We start from the raw sequence: 18070 nt of genomic DNA on the forward strand, positions 1-18070 counted from the left end.
CTATCTCTATTAAATTTTTTCTAGGAATGATCCCGGAATATAAGAGGTTGCCACAGAAACGACCCCTTCCAGGCGCACTATTACGCGTTTATGCCCCTTTATACGGAGCAATTCTCCTTCAAGCCCTATTAACGGACCTTTGATTACTCTTACCCGATCACCTCGCTTCAACTCTTCGTTAATCACCTCCACGGTGGAATCTGAAAAGTCAAGCAAGAACATGAAATCACGCATTTGCTTATCGGGAACAATCAACAAATGACGAGTTTCTAAATCTTTCAGGTAAACGACGTTTAAACCATGTTCATTCAGTAACGAGAAAGCTGTTTTCTGATCCGTTCGAATAAAAATCAAATGAGGGATCAAGATTACCCGCACGTTTTTCCTCCCGGAAGAAGTTTCACGAACTTCATCACGCATGGCTAGATAGTTTTCTATCGCCAAGTGATCTAACCGCTTTTTAATCGTTAATTCCTGATTGATTTTAGTGTACGCCGCATACCAATGCATTTTTCTCGTACCCTCTGACATATTTTATAGCTTGTAAAATCTGGAAATTCTCGTGATTGATTAATAAATTCTATATCACACGATTGATGTAGATACGCTTCGCGCACTAACCTTTAGAATCAGGCTCAACTTTTTATGCCCATGTGCCTCACGCACCATCCTTAAACAGGTACAGTACGTAAAAACTGTCTTTTGGAAGAATTATATTCATCCCCACGCAAATAATCTGATTTTACTGATTCTAGACTGTTGATCTAAAAAAACGATCGATTGATGATATTAACACATTTAATAATTTTTCATTTTGGGCAAATATGTCAACCTCCTGATGGTTAAAAAGAAAAAAAATATCTGCATTCCATTTGTAAGCATGAAAAATTAGTATATTTGCAACGCAATAATCGATCGTTTATTAACACAATAAACATTTCAATATCAATCCCTTTTTATCATCCTACTTTTCTTTGGACAAATCTTTTGTTTCCTATTGGTACACAAACTTTAACACACATAAAAAACGGATGAGAGTATCTACGATTATTCCCTCATCCGTCACAATTTCTTAATTAAATATCCAAACTCACGTTAACTGGAAATACCCCGAACCCGAAAAGCGTGTATTATCCACAGAACCAAAGAAATAAAAGAGATGAACTGGATTCTGTTCCTGTAAAGCAAGCTCTACCGTAGCATCCCCATCTCCCCTACATATAGGCAATCGGTCAAACGAAACGTCTCGTCGTTCGTCCTTATATTTCTTATGAAAACGATCCAGATGTAGAACGAGAATACAAACGTCCATTTTCTTTTGATAATCTTCCTGTAGTCACGAAATATAGTCCGATTTGTCCTACAACACCATTATGAGATTGAGCTGGTATTTTGTTTTTAAGCAACAGCGCAGAAGCCATATATATAAACGGCATAATACTTATCCCTTGTCTTAATTATTTATGACAGTAATTATTGTAATTCGAATCATATAAAAAACCTGAAAACGACAAAATTCATTTTCAGGTTCCTGTACTCATGCTACTCATCTCAATAATTCTCTACCAGCAATTCAAAGAATCCTTGCGGATGGAGACAAGCCGGACAAACTTTAGGAGCCGTGGGGCCCTCGTGGACATACCCGCATTTGCGACAATACCATTTTACCGTTTCCGGACGTTCAAAAAGGATACCATCCTGCAAGTTCGACAAGAGCTTCCGATACCTTGTTTCATGATTTCTTTCCGCCTCGATAATCATACGGTACATCACGGAAATATCCTTAAATCCCTCCTCTTCGGCCACTTTGGCAAATTCCGGATACAAGTGATGCCACTCGTCATACTCACCCTCCGCGGCCTCAACCAGATTACTGGCCGTGTCCAAAATAACCCCGGCAGGATACGCGGCAGTGATCTCCAACATTCCTCCTTCCAAACGACTGAAGAAACGTTTCGCGTGCATCTCTTCTTGCAAAGCGGTCTCGTAGAATATGCCCGCTATCTGTTCGTACCCCTCTTTTTTCGCTACTTCAGAGAAAAAAGTATACCGATTTTTTGCCTGTGATTCTCCGGCAAATGATTTTAAAAGATTGGCCTCTGTTAAAGTACCCTTTACACTTTTGTTCATAGTTTTTCCTTTTTCTTACGGGAAAAGGACGTTTTAAGTTACAAGCTATTTAGAACTAAACCTGTAACCGGTCAACCTGCAACTTGTAACTACTACTTATCAAGCAAACTTAATGGTAGTATAAATACCCCACATTTTAAGCATTTCTCTCCTTTAGTTGCAAAATATTAAGATATACTTTTGTATGCAAAAGAATTATGACGAGTAATTTTTCCATATAGAGTTAGTTATGTCAGAGATTTTAAAGAAGTTACAAAAAGATATTCATTTCATCGAAGGGCTGAATAGCTGTATGAATTGCGGGGTATGCACGGCAATTTGTCCGGCAGCCGAATTCTATAACTATGACCCGCGGGTGATCGTGGAAACCGTGCAACGGGGGAATGAAGAAGAGATCGAAGAGTTATTGAAAAGCGACACGATCTGGTACTGCGGGGAATGTATGTCTTGTAAAACCCGTTGTCCGCGCTGCAACACGCCGGGTCTCGTGATCATGGCATTAAGAAAAATATCGCAAGAACTGGGATATTTTGTCTATTCGGAAAAAGGACGTCAGCAATACGCACTAAAACACGTGATCGGAGAATCCATCCTCAAAAGAGGATATTGCGTTACTCCCGACCTAGTGAAACCGGAAATGCACCCAGAGCAAGGTCCCGTGTGGGAATGGATATACGAGCATCTGGACGACGTGTACGAACGTATGCACTCAAACTACCGTCAACCGGGAGCCGGTGCCTTACGGGAAGTGGATTCGGAAAGTATGGATGAATTGCGGAAAATTTTCGATGTTACCGGGGGAACTGAATTCTTGGAAAAAATTGACAGTTGCTCCCAGCACGTGGCCGACGAAGAGAAAGTCGATCTGGAAGAGGCTTATTTCCTGAAAACATACATGGAAAACAGCGGGAAACACCAGTAAAAAGAATTTAAAATTTAAAGTTTAGAATTTAGAATGGGAATGCGCAGGGAAATCTAAAATCTAAAATTAAAAATCTAAAATTGAAAGATGAATTTAGAGGGTAAACAACAGATATGGAAGGATTATCAGAAAGAGATAGCCGATGATCACTATTTTTACGCAAGAAGTTGTATTCGCCAGACTTTCTTCCCGGGTTCGGAATGGGCTTACTTGGATATTATGAAGAATAAACTGGCGAAAGATGTTATTGATGATCCGCGACACACGACTTGCACCGGGATCGGTTATCATTCGGACATCGTTCCGGCAGAAACAATCATGACAGTAGTCGCCCGTCATTTTGCCCTCATGACCGAGGCCGGGTACGAAAACATGACACCCTCCTGTATCACATCTTTCGGTATTTACACCGAGATATTGGAGACATGGCACCACCACCCGGAAGTCGAAGAAAAAATCAGAGAATTCCTTTGGAAAGCCACCAAACGGGAATTTAAAAAACCTAGAAATCTTGCTCACACATCAGACATAATCTATAAGTTCAGAAACGAGATCGCTGCCCAGGCAAAATACAAGCTGGTGGACGTTCACACGGGAAGACCTCTCCGGGGAGTGGATCACATCGGGTGTCATTACTCGAAAATGTTTCCCACGAAAGGAATTGGTGGAGCCGAATTTCCGGCCGTATTATCCGGTATGATTTATGCCTGGGGCGGCGATGTAATCGATTACCCAGAAAGAAGACATTGTTGCGGTTTCGGTTTTCGCCAGTATCTCGTGATGGCCAACCGGGGATATTCCGTGGCCAACTCGAAAAAGAAATTTGAATCCATGCAACCTTACGAACCCGACTTTATCGTGGCAAACTGTCCGGGGTGCGCCATGTTCATGGATAAATGGCAATACACGATCAGCGAGATGGAAGGAACCACCTACGGGCAGGACGGCTACGGTATCCCCGTGTTGACCTACGAGGAACTCACGGCACTCGTTTTGGGGTATGACCCGTGGGAAATCGGGTTGCAGATGCACCAGGTTTCCGTGGAACCCTTGCTGGACAAAATGGGCATCCCGTACGATCCGGAAGCGAAATTCAAAAACATCCGGGGAGAAGACATCGGGGCTCCCAAATGCCCCACGTACCTAAGAGTGTCAAAATTATAATGTTAAACCACAAAATTGGAAAAAGAACCATGAAGTCATTCATTTTCAACTTTCAATTTTCAATTTTCAATTAATATATGGCAAAAGTCATCATCATCGGAGGAGGTCCGGCAGGCTGCGAAGCCGCACATCAACTGGCAAGTCAAGGAATCGACGTGGAATTAGTCGAGAAAAACAACGAAACCGGCGGTAACTTGAACAATTGGTACCAATTGTTTCCTGACCGGAAATCCGCCAAGAATCTGAACGACATATTAAAACAAAACCTGAATCACCCGAAGATTCGGTTACATCTAGGCATGGAACCCCGGAAAATCGAGAAGAACAAAGAGGGTAGATTTCTTGTACCTCTCAGCGACGGCAGCTTGCTTGAAGGTGACACCCTATTGGTTTCCACTGGCTTCAAACTTTTCGATGCCCGCCGGAAAGAAGAGTACGGCTACGGGATATATGAAAACGTGATCACTTCCGTGGAACTGGAGAATATGTTCTACAACCACTCGATCAAAATGGCAAACGGGAATCCCCCCAAACGTATCGGGATCATCCATTGCGTGGGTTCCCGTGACGAAAAGGTATGCAACTACCATTGCTCCAAACTCTGTTGTATCACCGGGGTAAAGCAAGCCATTGAACTTCGGGAACTATTACCCGACACGGAAATCTTCTGTTTCTACATGGATATGCGTATGTTCGGACCGGGCTACGAGGAGATGTACCGGGACGCACAGGAAAAATACAATATCAAATTCGTACGAGGCAGATTGTCCGAGGCCGCAGAAAACATGAACAAGCAATTACAGATCAAGGTGGAAGACACGCTTGTCGGGAAACCCTTGCGTATGACACTCGATATGATGATCCTGTTGGTCGGTATGGAATCCTCGGAAGGCAGTCGCCAGATGGCAGACACACTAGGCTTGAACTTGGCTCCCAATGGTTTCATCAAATCCCAGGACCCGCACTATCGCAACAACAACACGAATGTCGAAGGTGTTTTCGTGGCCGGATGCGGAAGTGCCCCGATGAACCTAACCGACACGCTGGCCGATGCCCGTTCGGCAACCATGAACATTATAGAATACGTGAAACTTAAAAAGATTTTGTGATTGTCGATTCCATGATTCAGTGATTAAAAAGAGCGTTGGATAGAGGGGAAAAATCAATGAATCGGAAATCACTAAATCAAGAAATTAATAGGATTTAAAATTAAGAGATGATCAATTTTTGGGGTTATAGCATATCGGAAACACGGAGTATCAATTATGATACGAACGACAAATCCATGACGGAACATATCGCACATGTGGTTCCCAGTAGTAAGTTGTGTATTGGCTGTGGCGGATGCACGGCGGGATGCACGGCAGGGAATCTCACGGACTTTAACATCCGGAAGATACAGATGCTCATGAAGCGAGGCGAAAATAAAGAGGCGAAAGAGCAATTACAGAAATGTATGTTGTGCGGAAAATGCATGCTGGTCTGCCCAAGAGGCGTGGAAACCCGAAAGATGATTTTAGAAATGCTCAACTATATAAAAACAAAATTGAAAAGCTGAAACCAATTATTATGCAGCAATACGAATACACGAACAAAATATATTACGATCACTTTGTCCTGCCGTTCACGATCGGGCTGGTCGTGCTACTGGGATACTTGTGCGTGAAATACTACAAGTGGATCAAAAGCTTTCCGAAAGAAGAACGTAAAAAAATCCGCAAAGGCTTGTTCAGTTTCAAGACCATTCATTCCGGTTGGGAAATCTTCCGGGAAAGCTTGTTGCATCATAATATATTCAAGACGAACCCGATGCTGGGATACATGCACATGACCTTTGCTTTCGGATGGTTCTTGTTGATCGTTGTCGGGAAAATCGAATCCATGGTTTACCATACCAGTGCTTTCAACCCACCTTATTTTGCTATCTTTTTCCGTTATTTCCATCCGGCAAAAGAGACCTTTCCATATAGCGAATTTTTCGCGTTCTTGATGGACTTGATACTGACGTTCCTATTAATCGGAATCTTACTGGCTGTCACCAAACGTTTCTGTTCCCGCATTTTCGGTATGAAGAAAACCACGAAACAACGGACTTACGATTTGCTTATATTAACCGTACTTTGGCTTATTTTCCCGGTACGTTTCCTAGCAGAAAGTTTCACTAGCGGTCTGAACGGAGGCGGTAGTTTCCTCACGCACAACGCGGGAGACTTTTTCAGCGAATTTCTACCCTTGGAAAGCTTATCTTATCCTGCTTGGTGGCTTTACTCCTCCTTGCTTGGACTATTCTTCCTACTATTACCATTTTCCCGGTATATGCATATCCCGACTGAAATGGTCTATATCTTCCTAAAAAACTGGGGAGTAAAACAAGGTAAAGAATATAACGGATTCAGTGAAATACAGGTCAATTCCTGTTCCCGTTGCGGAATATGTATCAACACTTGTCAATTAAACACGTCCTGTAATATAAATGACACGCAACCCGTCTATTTTCTCCGTCGCCTGCGTAATCGAGAGGAATATGCCCAACAAGCGGAAGACTGCCTGATGTGCGGACGTTGCGAGAATTCATGTCCCGTGGGCATTAACCTGAATGCCATCCGACAAAGCAAAAGACCGGATATATTAAGAGTTACAAAGGAGACGTATGCCTACGTACCCAAACCGGAAGTGAAACCCGCTAAAGTCGCTTACTTTGCCGGATGTATGAGTCATCTTACCCCGGGCATTATAAAATCCATGCAACAGATTTTCGAAAAGGCAAAAGCGGACTACACGTTCATTGATGAACAAGCCGGAGTTTGTTGCGGGCGTCCGTTAGCTCTTTCCGGGAACTGGAAAGCGGCGCAAGTGGTCATGGATAAAAACCTACAAATGATTGATGCCTCACAGGCTGATATATTGGTTACCTCCTGCCCGATCTGTTACAAAACTTTCAAGGAGGATTACCTGTTGAATATAAAAGTCATGCACCACACGGAATATATCGACATGCTGATTCAGGAAGGGCAATTAAAGGTCAACGCCCTTGATCTGAAGACCGTGTTCCATAACCCGTGTGAACTGGGAAGAGGCTGCGGTGTCGTTGACGCCCCCGAAAGCGTATTGAAACAAGTAAGCCAGAAAATCTCGACAGCCTATGACGGGAAGAAATCACTCTGTTGCGGGGGTAGCTTGGCCAATACGGCCATTGATTCCACGCAAAAAACGAAAATTAGTAGTGATACCGTGAAAGCATACGCGGCGTACCAGCCGGACGTTATTGTCACGGCTTGTCCCCTATGCAAAAAAACATTGGGTAAAACCTCACCGGAAATCCCGGTAAAAGATATTGCAGAACTGGTTGCAGAAGCCTAAAATAAAAACGGGATTCACATAAAAATAGTGAATCCCGTTTTTATTTCTCGACTAAAGAAAAACTTAATCTTCAAGTTCCGCTCTTACTCCCTCAATCTGTTCCACGTTCAAATCGCTCTCATTACTATTTGTGGCAATGTCATAATGTGGAAGCGGGTTTTTCTGTAACTCGATATTTTGTTCCCGATGCACGCAAACATCCATCGCCAAATAAAGAGCATTACGAAGTCCTTGTTCATCACCCAGATTCTGACCTACAATATCATAATGAGGATCTGTTAAAGACATCGAACAAATCACGGGTAACCCGGCAATATAACAAGCGGCACTTTCTTCGTCCACGGACTTAAATGCCACAACCCCCTGATCGTAATACATGGCGAGAACAGCGTCAAATTTCTCGTACATTCTCTCCGAGAAGAAACGTTCGGCAGAGAATGGGCCAATGGCCATAATTCCCTCTTCTCTAGCTCGCTCAATCGCCGGAATAATAACATTCACTTCTTCATCTCCATTCTGACCGCAATTTACCTGTGGGTTTAGCCCCAGAACAGCAATCTTTGGTTTCAAAATAGTAAAATCCTGACGCAAAGTATCATCCAGCAAGGTTAATTTCTTGAAGATATTCTTTTGTGTAACCTGATGTGGCACATCTCGTAATTTAACCTGTTCGGTCACGAAACCCATCTTTATCTTTTCGCTCACCAAGATGGACATAATATCCGTGGTATTATAACGCTTACCCAAATATTCCACCAAAGACCCGGCCTCTTCCGTGAAGAACGCATTCGGTCCCTGAGGAGCCAGCGTCAACACATCAATCTCGTCCCGATCCAATTGATCCAAGGCATATTTCAAAGCAACCATAGTAGCCTGATCCGATTCGGGAGTCTCTTTTCCAAGATCAACCTTCACGTTATCATCCACGCAATTGATGATATTGGATCGTTTCCCGTTGGCCTCACCCGGCTCCCGAATCGTGTTTAAACTGAAGTTCTCAATATTTAATACCTTCCGGTAGTAGGCGGCCACTTTAGGCGACCCGTATAGGATAGGAACACACAACTCACAAATCCGATTCTCTGCCAACAATTTTATGATCAACTCATAAGATATTCCGTTTACATCCCCGTGCGTGATTCCTACATTTAATCTGTTTTCCATGTTTTAAACCATTTCGTTTGCACAAAGATAATGAAAAAGTCGATATTTATCGATAAAAAAAGAGGGCATTGCCCTCTTTTACTCTATTCTTGATTTTCTTTTCTTTCCGGTCTAGGACCTCTGTCGCGATGGGGACGATCTCCCCGATCTTGTCTAGGTCCGCGATCTTGACGTTCGCCTCTATCTTGACGTTCACCACGATTTTGACGATCGTTTTGCTCCATACCTTCCGGTTTAGGCAACAACACCTTACGGGAAAGTTTGAATTTTCCGGTTTTCGGATCAATATCGATCAATTTCACACGTACCCGATCTCCCTCTTTCAATACATCCTCCACTTTCTCTACCCGTTTGTGATCGATCTCGGACACGTGCAACAAACCGTCTTTACCCGGCAAGAACTCCACGAAAGCACCGAAAGCGGTGATTGTCTTTACAACTCCCTCGTAAATCTCTCCGACTTCAGGTTTGCAGGCAATAGCCTTGATGCGGGCAACGGCAATCTCGATAGATTCTGCATTGGTGGCAGCAATATCCACGATACCCTGATTACCCACTTCTTCAATAACGATAACCGCTCCGGATTTCTCCTGAATATCCTGAATAATCTTTCCTCCGGGGCCAATGATCGCTCCGATCTGATCCTTATCCACCGTAAGCGTAACCATACGCGGCGCGTGCGGTTTCAAGTCAGGACGAGGTTCAGGTAAGGTTTCCTTAATAATATTCATGATGTGTAAACGACCTCTCCGGGCTTGATCCAGAGCTTTCTCCAGAATCTCGTAAGGAAGACCGTCTACTTTAATATCCATCTGGGTGGCGGTGATACCGTCTACCGTTCCGGTTACCTTGAAGTCCATATCTCCCAAGTGATCCTCGTCACCCAAGATGTCAGACAACACGGCATATTTCTCGTTATCGGTGATCAATCCCATAGCGATACCCGTTACCGGTTTCTTGATCGGAATACCGGCATCCATCAATGCCAAAGTTCCGGCGCATACCGTTGCCATGGAAGATGAACCGTTAGATTCCAAAATATCAGAAACAACACGTACCGTGTAAGGATAGTTGTCCGGCAACATACGTTTCAACGCACGATGAGCCAAATTACCATGTCCCACTTCACGACGCCCCACACCACGACTAGCTTTCGCCTCTCCTGTTGAGAACGGCGGGAAGTTATAGTGCAACAAGAATTTTTCTTTTCCTTGTTCAGTAGCCTCATCTATAATCTTTTCATCCAGCTTGGTTCCTAAAGTTACCGTGGACAAAGACTGCGTTTCACCGCGGGTAAAGATAGAAGAACCATGAGGTCCCGGAAGAGGTCCGGCCTCACACCAAATCGGGCGAATCTGTTCGGTCGTACGTCCATCCAGACGTAACCCCTCATCCAAAATCATTCTCCGTACAGCCTCTTTCTCCACGTCATGATAATAACGGGAAACCATATTCTTCTTCGCCTCCCTCTCTTCTTCCGGAAGTGATTCCAGATACTCTTCTTTCACCTCGGTAAATAACTTTTCACGTAAATGCTTGTCGGCATTACATTGACGGGCAACGGCATACGCTTTATCGTAGCATTTAGCCCAGATGTCTTTACGCAACTCTTCATCATTCACTTCATGACAATAAGCCCGTTTTTCTTTATTCACGGCTTTTGCCAATTCCATTTGAACCAAACAATGATCTTTAATAGCTTCATGAGCAAATTTAATAGCGTCGAGCATTTCTTTCTCGGAAACCTCGTTCATCTCTCCCTCAACCATCATGATATTCTCGTAGGTTGCAGCAACCATAATATCCAAATCGGCAGTTGCCAACTCGCTCTTCGTCGGGTTTATCATCAACTCCCCGTTTACACGAGCTACACGTACCTCGGAAATAGGACCGTGGAAAGGAATATCACTCACGGCAATAGCTGCAGAGGCAGCCAATCCGGCCAAACAATCCGGCATAGACTCTTCATCAGCCGAGTACAACGTTACCTGCACGAAAGTTTCCGCATGATAATCATCCGGGAACAAAGGTCTCAGAGCCCGGTCAATCAGACGGGATACCAAAATCTCGTAATCGGAAGCTCTTCCCTCTCTACGGGTGAAACCACCGGGGAAACGTCCTACCGCTGAAAATTTTTCTTTATAATCTACCGACAAAGGCATGAAATCCACGTCCGGACCTGCCTCTTGTGCGGAACAAACCGTAGCCAACAACATCGTGTTGCCCATTTTCAGCATGACAGCACCGTCCGCTTGCTTGGCTAACTTTCCGGTTTCCAATGTTATTACCCGACCATCTTTCAGGGTAATGCTTTTTTCAATAATGTTCATAGAAATAATAAAACTGTTAAAATACTAAACATTTTAACGGAATTCTTTTTAGATAAAAGGAGGAGGAGGGGAGGATTAAAAGTAAAACGACCCGGACGACCCGGGTCGTTTTTATGTAATTATTTACGTAAATTCAATGCTTTAACGATAGCACGATATCTATCGATATCTCTCTTCTTCATGTAATCAAGCAACGCTCTACGTTTTCCAACCAATTTAATCAAAGATCTTTGAGTAGCGAAATCTTTGTGGTTTTTCTTTAAATGCTCAGTTAAATGAGCGATACGGTAGGAAAATAAAGCTACTTGTGACTCAACAGAGCCGGTATCTTTATTAGACTTCCCGTACTGTGAAAAAAGTTCTTCTTTTTTTTCTGATGTCAAATACATGATGTACAGTCTTTTAGATTTAATATTAATTTTAACGCCGCAAAGATACGTTTTATTCCGACATAAACCAATCTTTTCCAACCCTTTTTGTATTTTTGTATTCCAATTTTCCACAAACAAAAAGAAATACAGATGAAGATATTTATATATGTAATATTACTTTTCATCCCCACGCTATCATTCGCTCAACGAGCCAAGATCGCGTTTGAAAAGACCACGTTCAACATGGGACTCGTGCAGGAAAACGGGGGAAAAGTAACTCACGAATTTAAATTTACAAACAAAGGGAAAGCTCCCCTGTTGATAAAATTTATCGAAACCACGTGTGGTTGCACTACTCCCAAATGGAACAGGAAGCCCATTCCTCCCGGAGACAGTAGCGTGGTCACCGTCACGTTCAACCCGAAAGACCGCCCCGGCGTGTTCTCGAAAAAGATTATCGTGTACACGAACGCCACTCCCCCGAACATCGTATTGCGTTTAGAAGGAGAAGTCATCACGAAATCGGTTGACATCCCGACAACCTACCCCATCGTGGTGGGTAACTTACGTTTCACCACGGACACGATCCGCTTAAAACAGGCAGAGACAAAACACCAGATCATAAACATGATCAACACGGGTAAAAAGAACATATCGATCCTGTCGATTTTCAAACCCGACTACCTGGAAGTGGACTGTACCCCTCTCACGTTGGGCAAGGAAATGATGGGTAATCTCATCATTCGGTATCTCCCGAAACACGCGGACAAGATCAAGCCGGATGATTACGTCCTCATCAAAACAGATCAGGGAACGACACACAAGTTCATGATCTCGAACAAGTAATTTTCAATTTTGTACTTTCAATTTTCAATTCAATATGATTTATCCCGAAAATTTTGAATCTAAAATAAAATTCGACAAAATAAGACAACTTATCAGCAATAACTGCCTGAGTGACATGGGCCGGGAACTGGTCAGCGGCATCAAGTTCTCCACCGATGCCGGATGGATCGAAACCTCTTTGGCCGAAACCTCCGAATTCATGCGGATCTGTCAAGAGGAAGAGAATTTCCCGGTTTCCTATTACCATGATGCCCGTCCCTTCTTGTTGCGTATAAAAGTAGAGGGATTGTTTCTGGAAGTAAACGAGCTAGTTGTTTTAAAAAATTCACTGGAGTCGCTGAACGCCATCATGCGGTTCTTCAACACCAAACAAGAAGTTTACCCTCATCTGGTAGCCCGGGCCGGAGACGTACGGGTATTCCCCTATATCCTGCAACGTCTGGACTCGATCGTTTCAAAATTCGGGACAATCAAGGATACCGCCTCACCCGCTTTAGGCAACATACGTCATAGCATTGCTAAAAAGCAATCCGGAATCTCCCGACGTATGCAATCCCTGTTACAGAAAGCACAGGAGGAAGGATGGACCGACAAGGACAGCAACATTGCTATTCGGGACGGTAGAATGGTGATCCCCGTGCCTGCCGCCTTCAAACGGAAATTAAATGGTATCGTGCATGATGAATCCACCACCGGGAAAACCTCTTATATCGAACCCGCGGAAATCATCGAGACGAACAATGAAATCCGGGAACTGCAACTGGAAGAAAAACGGGAAATCACTCGTATTCTCCGGCAATTTGCCGACGACTTGCGTCCTTATATATATGACTTGATCCCGGCCTATGATTTCATGGCATTCGTGGATTTCGTGCGAGCAAAAGCACTCTTTGCCATCCGGGTGAATGCCATCGTCCCCCTTTTTGAAGACACCCCTTCCATGCTATGGTACAGGGCAAAGCATCCCCTACTCTACCTAAGCTTGAAAGCAAACGGGAAAGAGGTTGTTCCCTTGGATATTGAAATAAATGAAGATCAGCGAATCATCCTGATTTCCGGTCCTAACGCGGGTGGTAAATCCGTCTGCCTGCAAACAGCCGGTTTATTACAATATATGTTCCAATGCGGTGTACCCGTACCCGTGGAAGAATCCAGTAAATTCGGGATATTCCACAAAATACTCATTGACATGGGAGACGAACAGTCTCTTGAAAATGATTTGAGTACATACAGCTCGCATCTCGTAAACATGAAGAATTTCATCCGTTACGCCTCGCGGGATACGCTTATCCTGATCGACGAGTTCGGTACGGGAACCGAACCCATGCTAGGCGGAGCGATAGCTGAAGCCATTTTAAATGCTTTAAATAATAACCAAACGAGAGGTGTCATCACGACACACTACACCAATTTAAAACATTTTGCCTCTTCAGCTTCCGGAATTGCAAACGGGGCCATGCTCTATGACAGCCATCGGATGTTGCCGGTTTTCCAACTGGAAATCGGAAAACCGGGTTCGTCTTTTGCATTCGAAATCGCCAAGAAAATCGGGTTACCCAAAGAGATTTTGGACGATGCCGCCAGCAAGATCGGTGAAGACCGGGTAAATTTCGACAAGCATTTGAAAGAAATCTTACGGGATAAACGCTATTGGGAAGAAAAACGGAAACGCATTCATGAAAATGAAAAACGCTTGGAAGAAGTGCTAGAACGTTACAAGAAAGAACTGGACGATGCCTCCAAACTCAGGAAAACAATTATCCAAGAAGCCCAAGAGAAAGCCAAAGAACTCATCTCCGGGGCTAACAAAACGATAGAAAATACCATCCGGCAAATCAAAGAAAGTCAAGCCGAAAAGGAACAAACCCGACTGGCCCGACAAACATTTGAAGAAGAAAAACAACGATTACTGTTCAGCGAAGAAGAAGAGGAAGAACGCCTGAAGAGAAAAATCGAGAAATTGAAAAACCGGGAAAAGAAACAAAAGGAAAAAGGGAAACGCCCCCAAACCTCCACGTCGGAAGAGACCGATCAACAGCAACAGGCGCCGACTTTCAGCAAAGGAGATCTCGTGCAACTGGATAATAAAGCCGTGGGTGAAATTATCGAAATTAACGAGAAAAACGCAGTTATCGCTCTCGGCGGTCTCATGACTACCGTGAAAGTGGAACGTCTCTCGAAAATATCGAACAGTGCAGCCAAGAAAATCACGCAAAACAGGACGCCACGCCCCTCTTCCAATTATCTGGAAAACATCAGCCAGAAACGCATGGATTTCAAACCGGAGATCGACGTACGAGGACTACGGGGAGACGAGGCGCTCATGAAAGTATCGGAATTCATTGACAATGCCGTTATGCTAAACATGAAAGACCTACGCATCTTGCATGGAACAGGTACAGGAGCCCTCCGGCAAATCATACGGGATTTTTTAAAGACCAATCCGATCGTGGGATCATGCGGGGATGAACACGTACAAATGGGAGGCTCGGGAATTACCGTGGTGAAACTGGATATATAAACCACACGCGGTTATATTCCGGATAAATCCGCATCCTTGATATTCTCGAAAACGAGGGCAACCAACAAAACGAGAATTGTTCAAGAATACCCTAAATTCGTGTTTCAACACTCACGGATTTAGGGGTGTTCTACAACAACTTAATGCAAAATAATGTAAAATAACGTTACCAAAACAGGATTATCTTGTTATCATATTGTGAGCCGCTCCCACTCCGCTCCCATTCCTCCCCTATTCCGCTCCTATCAAAATAGCAATATATTAGATTACAATAGTAATTATTAACATCCGGATAAGTCTATCATAACAATTTGAAAACAGGATAATAACCCCATCAGATAGAAATTTCATTTGAATGCCCACTTTACTGGGACAAATCAATATTTCCCCGACTCCCTATGAGCGTGGAAACAATTGCTTGTATCGAATTCGTGTTAAAATAATCCGGAATTAAGAATAATTGAAGGGCTATATGTTCAATGCTTTTTGGATCATTTTTTGATACTCTTCATCATCCAATTCTATCTCCAGCATAATCTTCCGTTTGGACGATTCACTCTCTGCTTTTTGGGAATGACATGCCCCAATAATATTATTTTCTTGTCTCAACTTCTCCGAGAACAGACTAAACAAGTCCACATTCAATACCATGCAAATCTGATACAACAAATCTGTATCAATAGATTGACGCTTGAAAAGATGATATACCAACGTCCTTTCTTTGTTAATCATACGAGCGAACTGGCTGGCACTCAAACCACTTTTCTCGAACTCTTGCCTTATAATCTCTCCTATATCCAATTTCATAGTTCAAAATTACGAGAATTATCACGAGAAAAGTTTTAATAAACGTAATATATAACCACAAAAATGTTGAATATTATTTGCACATGTAAATTTTATACCATACTTTTGTCAATTGAATACAACAAGGCGTTTGTAAATGTATTAAATAAATTATTGAATTATTAAATGTTTAATTAAAAAACAAGGTGTTATGAGAAAAATAAGTTTATTATTTGTGTTGATAACTGTCGCCTTATTGTCATCCTGCGTGGATGACAAAGAATCTGCTACAGTTGAACAAATCCGTACCGCAAAAACGGAATGGCTGAAGGCACAAGCCGAAATGCTGCAAGCACAAGGAGAGGCACAAAAGATTCTCGCAGAAACAGAAAAATTAAAAGCTGAGAGTGAAGCAAAGAACGAAGCTGCTCGCATTGAAATAGAACGTTTACTTGCTGAAGCACAAGCTGCAAAAACAGAAGCCGAAGCGGATGAATTACGCGCACAAGCTGAAAAAATAAAACAAGAAGCTGAAAAAATTCGTATCGAATATGAATATCAACAAAAGTTGAATGAATTGGCATATCAAACAGCCCAAGCCAAAGAAGCTGCCAAACAACAAGAATTCATTAATCGATTAAACGAGGCCATTGTAGCCGGTAAAATCAACAAAGAACTACAAAGTTTGTATGCTGATTATGTTTCTGCTTTAAAAACTCTGCGGAACACTGAAAATCAAGTTAGTCAAAATCAAACCAGCATTACCAGTTTGAACAAACAACTTCTTGCCAGTTTTGATGACCACATCAAAACTTATCAAACTAATATAGCAAACTACCAAGTTGAATTAGCAGAGAAAGAAAATGAATTAAAGGAATTCATGACTTCTACTGAAAACCTTACTGCCGAAAAAGCTGCTGCTAAAATCAACGAACTGAAAAAAGAAAAAGAAGAAATTGCTGCCAAGATCGCTACTATTAACAAAGAACTCATTGAATTAGAGAAAGATCAACAAGACCTTATCTTAGCAACGAAAGTTGCCAATGACAATTACACGACCGCTGTAACGGCATTTAATATGGCCCAAACTGCATTCACAAAAGCTGAAAATGAATATAATACCGCATTAAACGGTAACAATAGTGCAAAAGCCACTGTTATCAACGGTTTCTCCGTTGGAGGAGTTCATTACGCATTCCCGGAATTCGAACAAGGTATCGAAACTGAAATCAACGCTGCTAAAGAAGATTTAACAGAAGCTATCACCACGGCAGAAAAAGGAATTGCAACAGCAGAGAAACAATTGACAGAAGCAAAAACGAATCTTAAAGATTTGAATGACAATAAAATTCCTACAGCAAAAGCAGCCTTAGCACCTCTTGAATCAACTAAAAAAGATTTGGAAAAACAATTGGCTGCAGCTCAAAAAGCTCAACAAACTTGTCAAGCTGACCAAGCAACTTTAAAGGACAAGAACGACAAAACGAAAGCAGAAAACGATGCGTGGGTTGCTAAAGTGAAAGAATTAGAAGCCGCACTAAAAGCAGAAACAGACCCTTCAAAAAAGGCTGATATTCAAATTCAACTCGACTTAGCTAAAGGTCATCAAGCAGAAGCAGAAAAGGCATACGATGCCGCTAAAAAAGCATACGAAGCCAACGAGGCTGAATTGAAAAAAGCAACGGAAGCTATTGCCGATCTTACAGAAGAACTTGCTGATAACGAAACGGATTATCAAGCTGCCAAAGATAAAGTAATTGAACTAGAAACTAAATATGATGAGCTAGTGAGCAAGACCTCCGAGTTGAATAACGGAGAGTACATCGTTGCCATTGCTAATGCAAAAGCAGCTCTTGAAACCGCACAAGCCAACAAAGAAGAATTCGACGAGATCATCAATAAAGCTAAAGCAACCATAGATGACTTAAAAGTTGCCATGGACGAGGCTCAAAAAATGATGGACGAGGCAGAAACAGCTCAAGAGGATGCATTACAAGCATGGAATGCTGCAAAGGAAGCTGAAAAAAATTCAGCTTACACGAAAAAAGCGGACGAAAAAGCTCCTTTTGTAGAAAGAGAAAATTATATTGACGGTACCTTAATCCCTGCATATAATAAATATATTAAAGGTGACGAGTTCAACGACTTCACTACTTATGAAACGTACAAACAAGAAACGATTGAAACTCTCAACACGAAGATCGAAGACCTCAAAATACAACTTGCTGAAGAAACAGAATTATTAAAAGAATTCCAAGCCGCCGAAACGGATCAAGAGAAAGAAGAATTGATCAATGGAGCTGGACAGGATTATATAACTAGGCAAATTGAGCAACTCGAAAGAGAAATTACCACTCTCAAAGAAGAGATCACCGAATATCAAGCTAATGTAGATCGTTTACAAGCAGCTATTGATGCTGCAGAAGATGCACTTGCTGAATAAGAAAAATTAAATCATATGGGGCTGACCTCAGCC

Annotated in this window: 15 protein-coding genes; 8 read left to right on the forward strand and 7 right to left on the reverse strand. The window is 42.6% G+C overall.

What is annotated here, in order from left to right:
• Positions 1 to 9: 9 nt before the first annotated feature.
• The 3 genes from QVC79_RS10370 to rbr form a co-directional block, all read right to left on the reverse strand.
• Positions 10 to 531: a UpxY family transcription antiterminator gene (locus tag QVC79_RS10370; protein WP_270592920.1), complete on the reverse strand. Its 522-nt coding sequence runs from the start codon at positions 529 to 531 to the stop codon at positions 10 to 12.
• Between the two features lie 559 nt (positions 532 to 1090).
• The gene (locus QVC79_RS10375) at positions 1091 to 1312 is read right to left on the reverse strand and encodes a hypothetical protein (protein ID WP_124317179.1); all 222 of its coding nucleotides are present in this window, start codon (positions 1310 to 1312) and stop codon (positions 1091 to 1093) included.
• Positions 1313 to 1551: 239 nt separating this feature from the next.
• Positions 1552 to 2130, reverse strand: coding sequence for a rubrerythrin (rbr, locus tag QVC79_RS10380; protein WP_270592919.1), 579 nt, complete (start codon positions 2128 to 2130; stop codon positions 1552 to 1554).
• A 229-nt stretch (positions 2131 to 2359) separates the two neighbouring features.
• Here rbr and QVC79_RS10385 point away from each other — a divergent pair, with 229 nt between their 5' ends.
• From QVC79_RS10385 to QVC79_RS10405, 5 genes are all read left to right on the forward strand, one after another.
• On the forward strand, positions 2360 to 3052 hold the full coding sequence (locus QVC79_RS10385; RefSeq protein WP_117775459.1) for a 4Fe-4S dicluster domain-containing protein: 693 nt from the start codon (positions 2360 to 2362) through the stop codon (positions 3050 to 3052).
• Between the two features lie 87 nt (positions 3053 to 3139).
• A complete protein-coding gene (locus tag QVC79_RS10390; protein ID WP_027200984.1) occupies positions 3140 to 4216 on the forward strand; it encodes a CoB--CoM heterodisulfide reductase iron-sulfur subunit B family protein in 1077 nt (358 codons plus the stop codon).
• A gap of 77 nt (positions 4217 to 4293) precedes the next feature.
• Positions 4294 to 5325: an FAD-dependent oxidoreductase gene (locus tag QVC79_RS10395; protein ID WP_270592918.1), complete on the forward strand. Its 1032-nt coding sequence runs from the start codon at positions 4294 to 4296 to the stop codon at positions 5323 to 5325.
• A gap of 107 nt (positions 5326 to 5432) precedes the next feature.
• The gene (locus QVC79_RS10400; RefSeq protein ID WP_270592917.1) at positions 5433 to 5774 is read left to right on the forward strand and encodes a 4Fe-4S dicluster domain-containing protein; all 342 of its coding nucleotides are present in this window, start codon (positions 5433 to 5435) and stop codon (positions 5772 to 5774) included.
• Positions 5775 to 5785: 11 nt separating this feature from the next.
• Positions 5786 to 7576 (forward strand): (Fe-S)-binding protein, encoded by a 1791-nt coding sequence (locus QVC79_RS10405; RefSeq protein ID WP_270592916.1) that lies wholly within the window; start codon positions 5786 to 5788, stop codon positions 7574 to 7576.
• Positions 7577 to 7639: 63 nt separating this feature from the next.
• Here the strand turns inward: QVC79_RS10405 and QVC79_RS10410 are convergent, their stop codons facing one another.
• The 3 genes from QVC79_RS10410 to rpsO all read right to left on the reverse strand — a co-directional run bounded on the left by QVC79_RS10410 (position 7640) and on the right by rpsO (position 11459).
• Complete coding sequence (locus QVC79_RS10410; RefSeq protein WP_124317183.1) at positions 7640 to 8740, reverse strand: PdxA family dehydrogenase; 1101 nt, start codon at positions 8738 to 8740, stop codon at positions 7640 to 7642.
• Positions 8741 to 8823: 83 nt separating this feature from the next.
• Complete coding sequence (pnp, locus tag QVC79_RS10415; protein WP_124317184.1) at positions 8824 to 11070, reverse strand: polyribonucleotide nucleotidyltransferase; 2247 nt, start codon at positions 11068 to 11070, stop codon at positions 8824 to 8826.
• Positions 11071 to 11189: 119 nt separating this feature from the next.
• Entirely contained in the window at positions 11190 to 11459 is a 270-nt protein-coding gene (gene rpsO, locus QVC79_RS10420; RefSeq protein WP_087422516.1) for a 30S ribosomal protein S15, read from the reverse strand.
• 132 nt (positions 11460 to 11591) lie between these two features.
• On the opposite strand from rpsO, the gene QVC79_RS10425 reads away from it, so the two are divergent.
• Both QVC79_RS10425 and QVC79_RS10430 read left to right on the forward strand, forming a co-directional pair.
• Positions 11592 to 12287, forward strand: coding sequence for a DUF1573 domain-containing protein (locus QVC79_RS10425; protein WP_270592913.1), 696 nt, complete (start codon positions 11592 to 11594; stop codon positions 12285 to 12287).
• A gap of 34 nt (positions 12288 to 12321) precedes the next feature.
• Positions 12322 to 14808: an endonuclease MutS2 gene (locus QVC79_RS10430; RefSeq protein WP_270592911.1), complete on the forward strand. Its 2487-nt coding sequence runs from the start codon at positions 12322 to 12324 to the stop codon at positions 14806 to 14808.
• Positions 14809 to 15276: 468 nt separating this feature from the next.
• On the opposite strand, the gene QVC79_RS10435 is transcribed toward QVC79_RS10430, so the two are convergent.
• The gene (locus QVC79_RS10435; protein WP_270592910.1) at positions 15277 to 15615 is read right to left on the reverse strand and encodes a helix-turn-helix domain-containing protein; all 339 of its coding nucleotides are present in this window, start codon (positions 15613 to 15615) and stop codon (positions 15277 to 15279) included.
• A gap of 190 nt (positions 15616 to 15805) precedes the next feature.
• Here QVC79_RS10435 and QVC79_RS10440 point away from each other — a divergent pair, with 190 nt between their 5' ends.
• Positions 15806 to 18037: a coiled-coil domain-containing protein gene (locus tag QVC79_RS10440; protein ID WP_270592908.1), complete on the forward strand. Its 2232-nt coding sequence runs from the start codon at positions 15806 to 15808 to the stop codon at positions 18035 to 18037.
• Positions 18038 to 18070: the final 33 nt, after the last annotated feature.

Origin of the sequence: Butyricimonas sp. (assembly GCF_019423355.1) — a bacterium.
GTDB classification, from domain to species: domain Bacteria; phylum Bacteroidota; class Bacteroidia; order Bacteroidales; family Marinifilaceae; genus Butyricimonas; species Butyricimonas faecihominis.

What these genes read in the sequence shown, in the direction of transcription:
- QVC79_RS10370 (WP_270592920.1), bottom strand. Translation starts at nt 531, where the DNA reads ATGTCAGAGGGTACGAGAAAAATGCATTGGTATGCGGCGTACACTAAA.
- QVC79_RS10375 (WP_124317179.1), bottom strand. Translation starts at nt 1,312, where the DNA reads ATGGACGTTTGTATTCTCGTTCTACATCTGGATCGTTTTCATAAGAAA.
- rbr (WP_270592919.1), bottom strand. Translation starts at nt 2,130, where the DNA reads ATGAACAAAAGTGTAAAGGGTACTTTAACAGAGGCCAATCTTTTAAAA.
- QVC79_RS10385 (WP_117775459.1), top strand. Translation starts at nt 2,360, where the DNA reads ATGTCAGAGATTTTAAAGAAGTTACAAAAAGATATTCATTTCATCGAA.
- QVC79_RS10390 (WP_027200984.1), top strand. Translation starts at nt 3,140, where the DNA reads ATGAATTTAGAGGGTAAACAACAGATATGGAAGGATTATCAGAAAGAG.
- QVC79_RS10395 (WP_270592918.1), top strand. Translation starts at nt 4,294, where the DNA reads ATGGCAAAAGTCATCATCATCGGAGGAGGTCCGGCAGGCTGCGAAGCC.
- QVC79_RS10400 (WP_270592917.1), top strand. Translation starts at nt 5,433, where the DNA reads ATGATCAATTTTTGGGGTTATAGCATATCGGAAACACGGAGTATCAAT.
- QVC79_RS10405 (WP_270592916.1), top strand. Translation starts at nt 5,786, where the DNA reads ATGCAGCAATACGAATACACGAACAAAATATATTACGATCACTTTGTC.
- QVC79_RS10410 (WP_124317183.1), bottom strand. Translation starts at nt 8,740, where the DNA reads ATGGAAAACAGATTAAATGTAGGAATCACGCACGGGGATGTAAACGGA.
- pnp (WP_124317184.1), bottom strand. Translation starts at nt 11,070, where the DNA reads ATGAACATTATTGAAAAAAGCATTACCCTGAAAGATGGTCGGGTAATA.
- rpsO (WP_087422516.1), bottom strand. Translation starts at nt 11,459, where the DNA reads ATGTATTTGACATCAGAAAAAAAAGAAGAACTTTTTTCACAGTACGGG.
- QVC79_RS10425 (WP_270592913.1), top strand. Translation starts at nt 11,592, where the DNA reads ATGAAGATATTTATATATGTAATATTACTTTTCATCCCCACGCTATCA.
- QVC79_RS10430 (WP_270592911.1), top strand. Translation starts at nt 12,322, where the DNA reads ATGATTTATCCCGAAAATTTTGAATCTAAAATAAAATTCGACAAAATA.
- QVC79_RS10435 (WP_270592910.1), bottom strand. Translation starts at nt 15,615, where the DNA reads ATGAAATTGGATATAGGAGAGATTATAAGGCAAGAGTTCGAGAAAAGT.
- QVC79_RS10440 (WP_270592908.1), top strand. Translation starts at nt 15,806, where the DNA reads ATGAGAAAAATAAGTTTATTATTTGTGTTGATAACTGTCGCCTTATTG.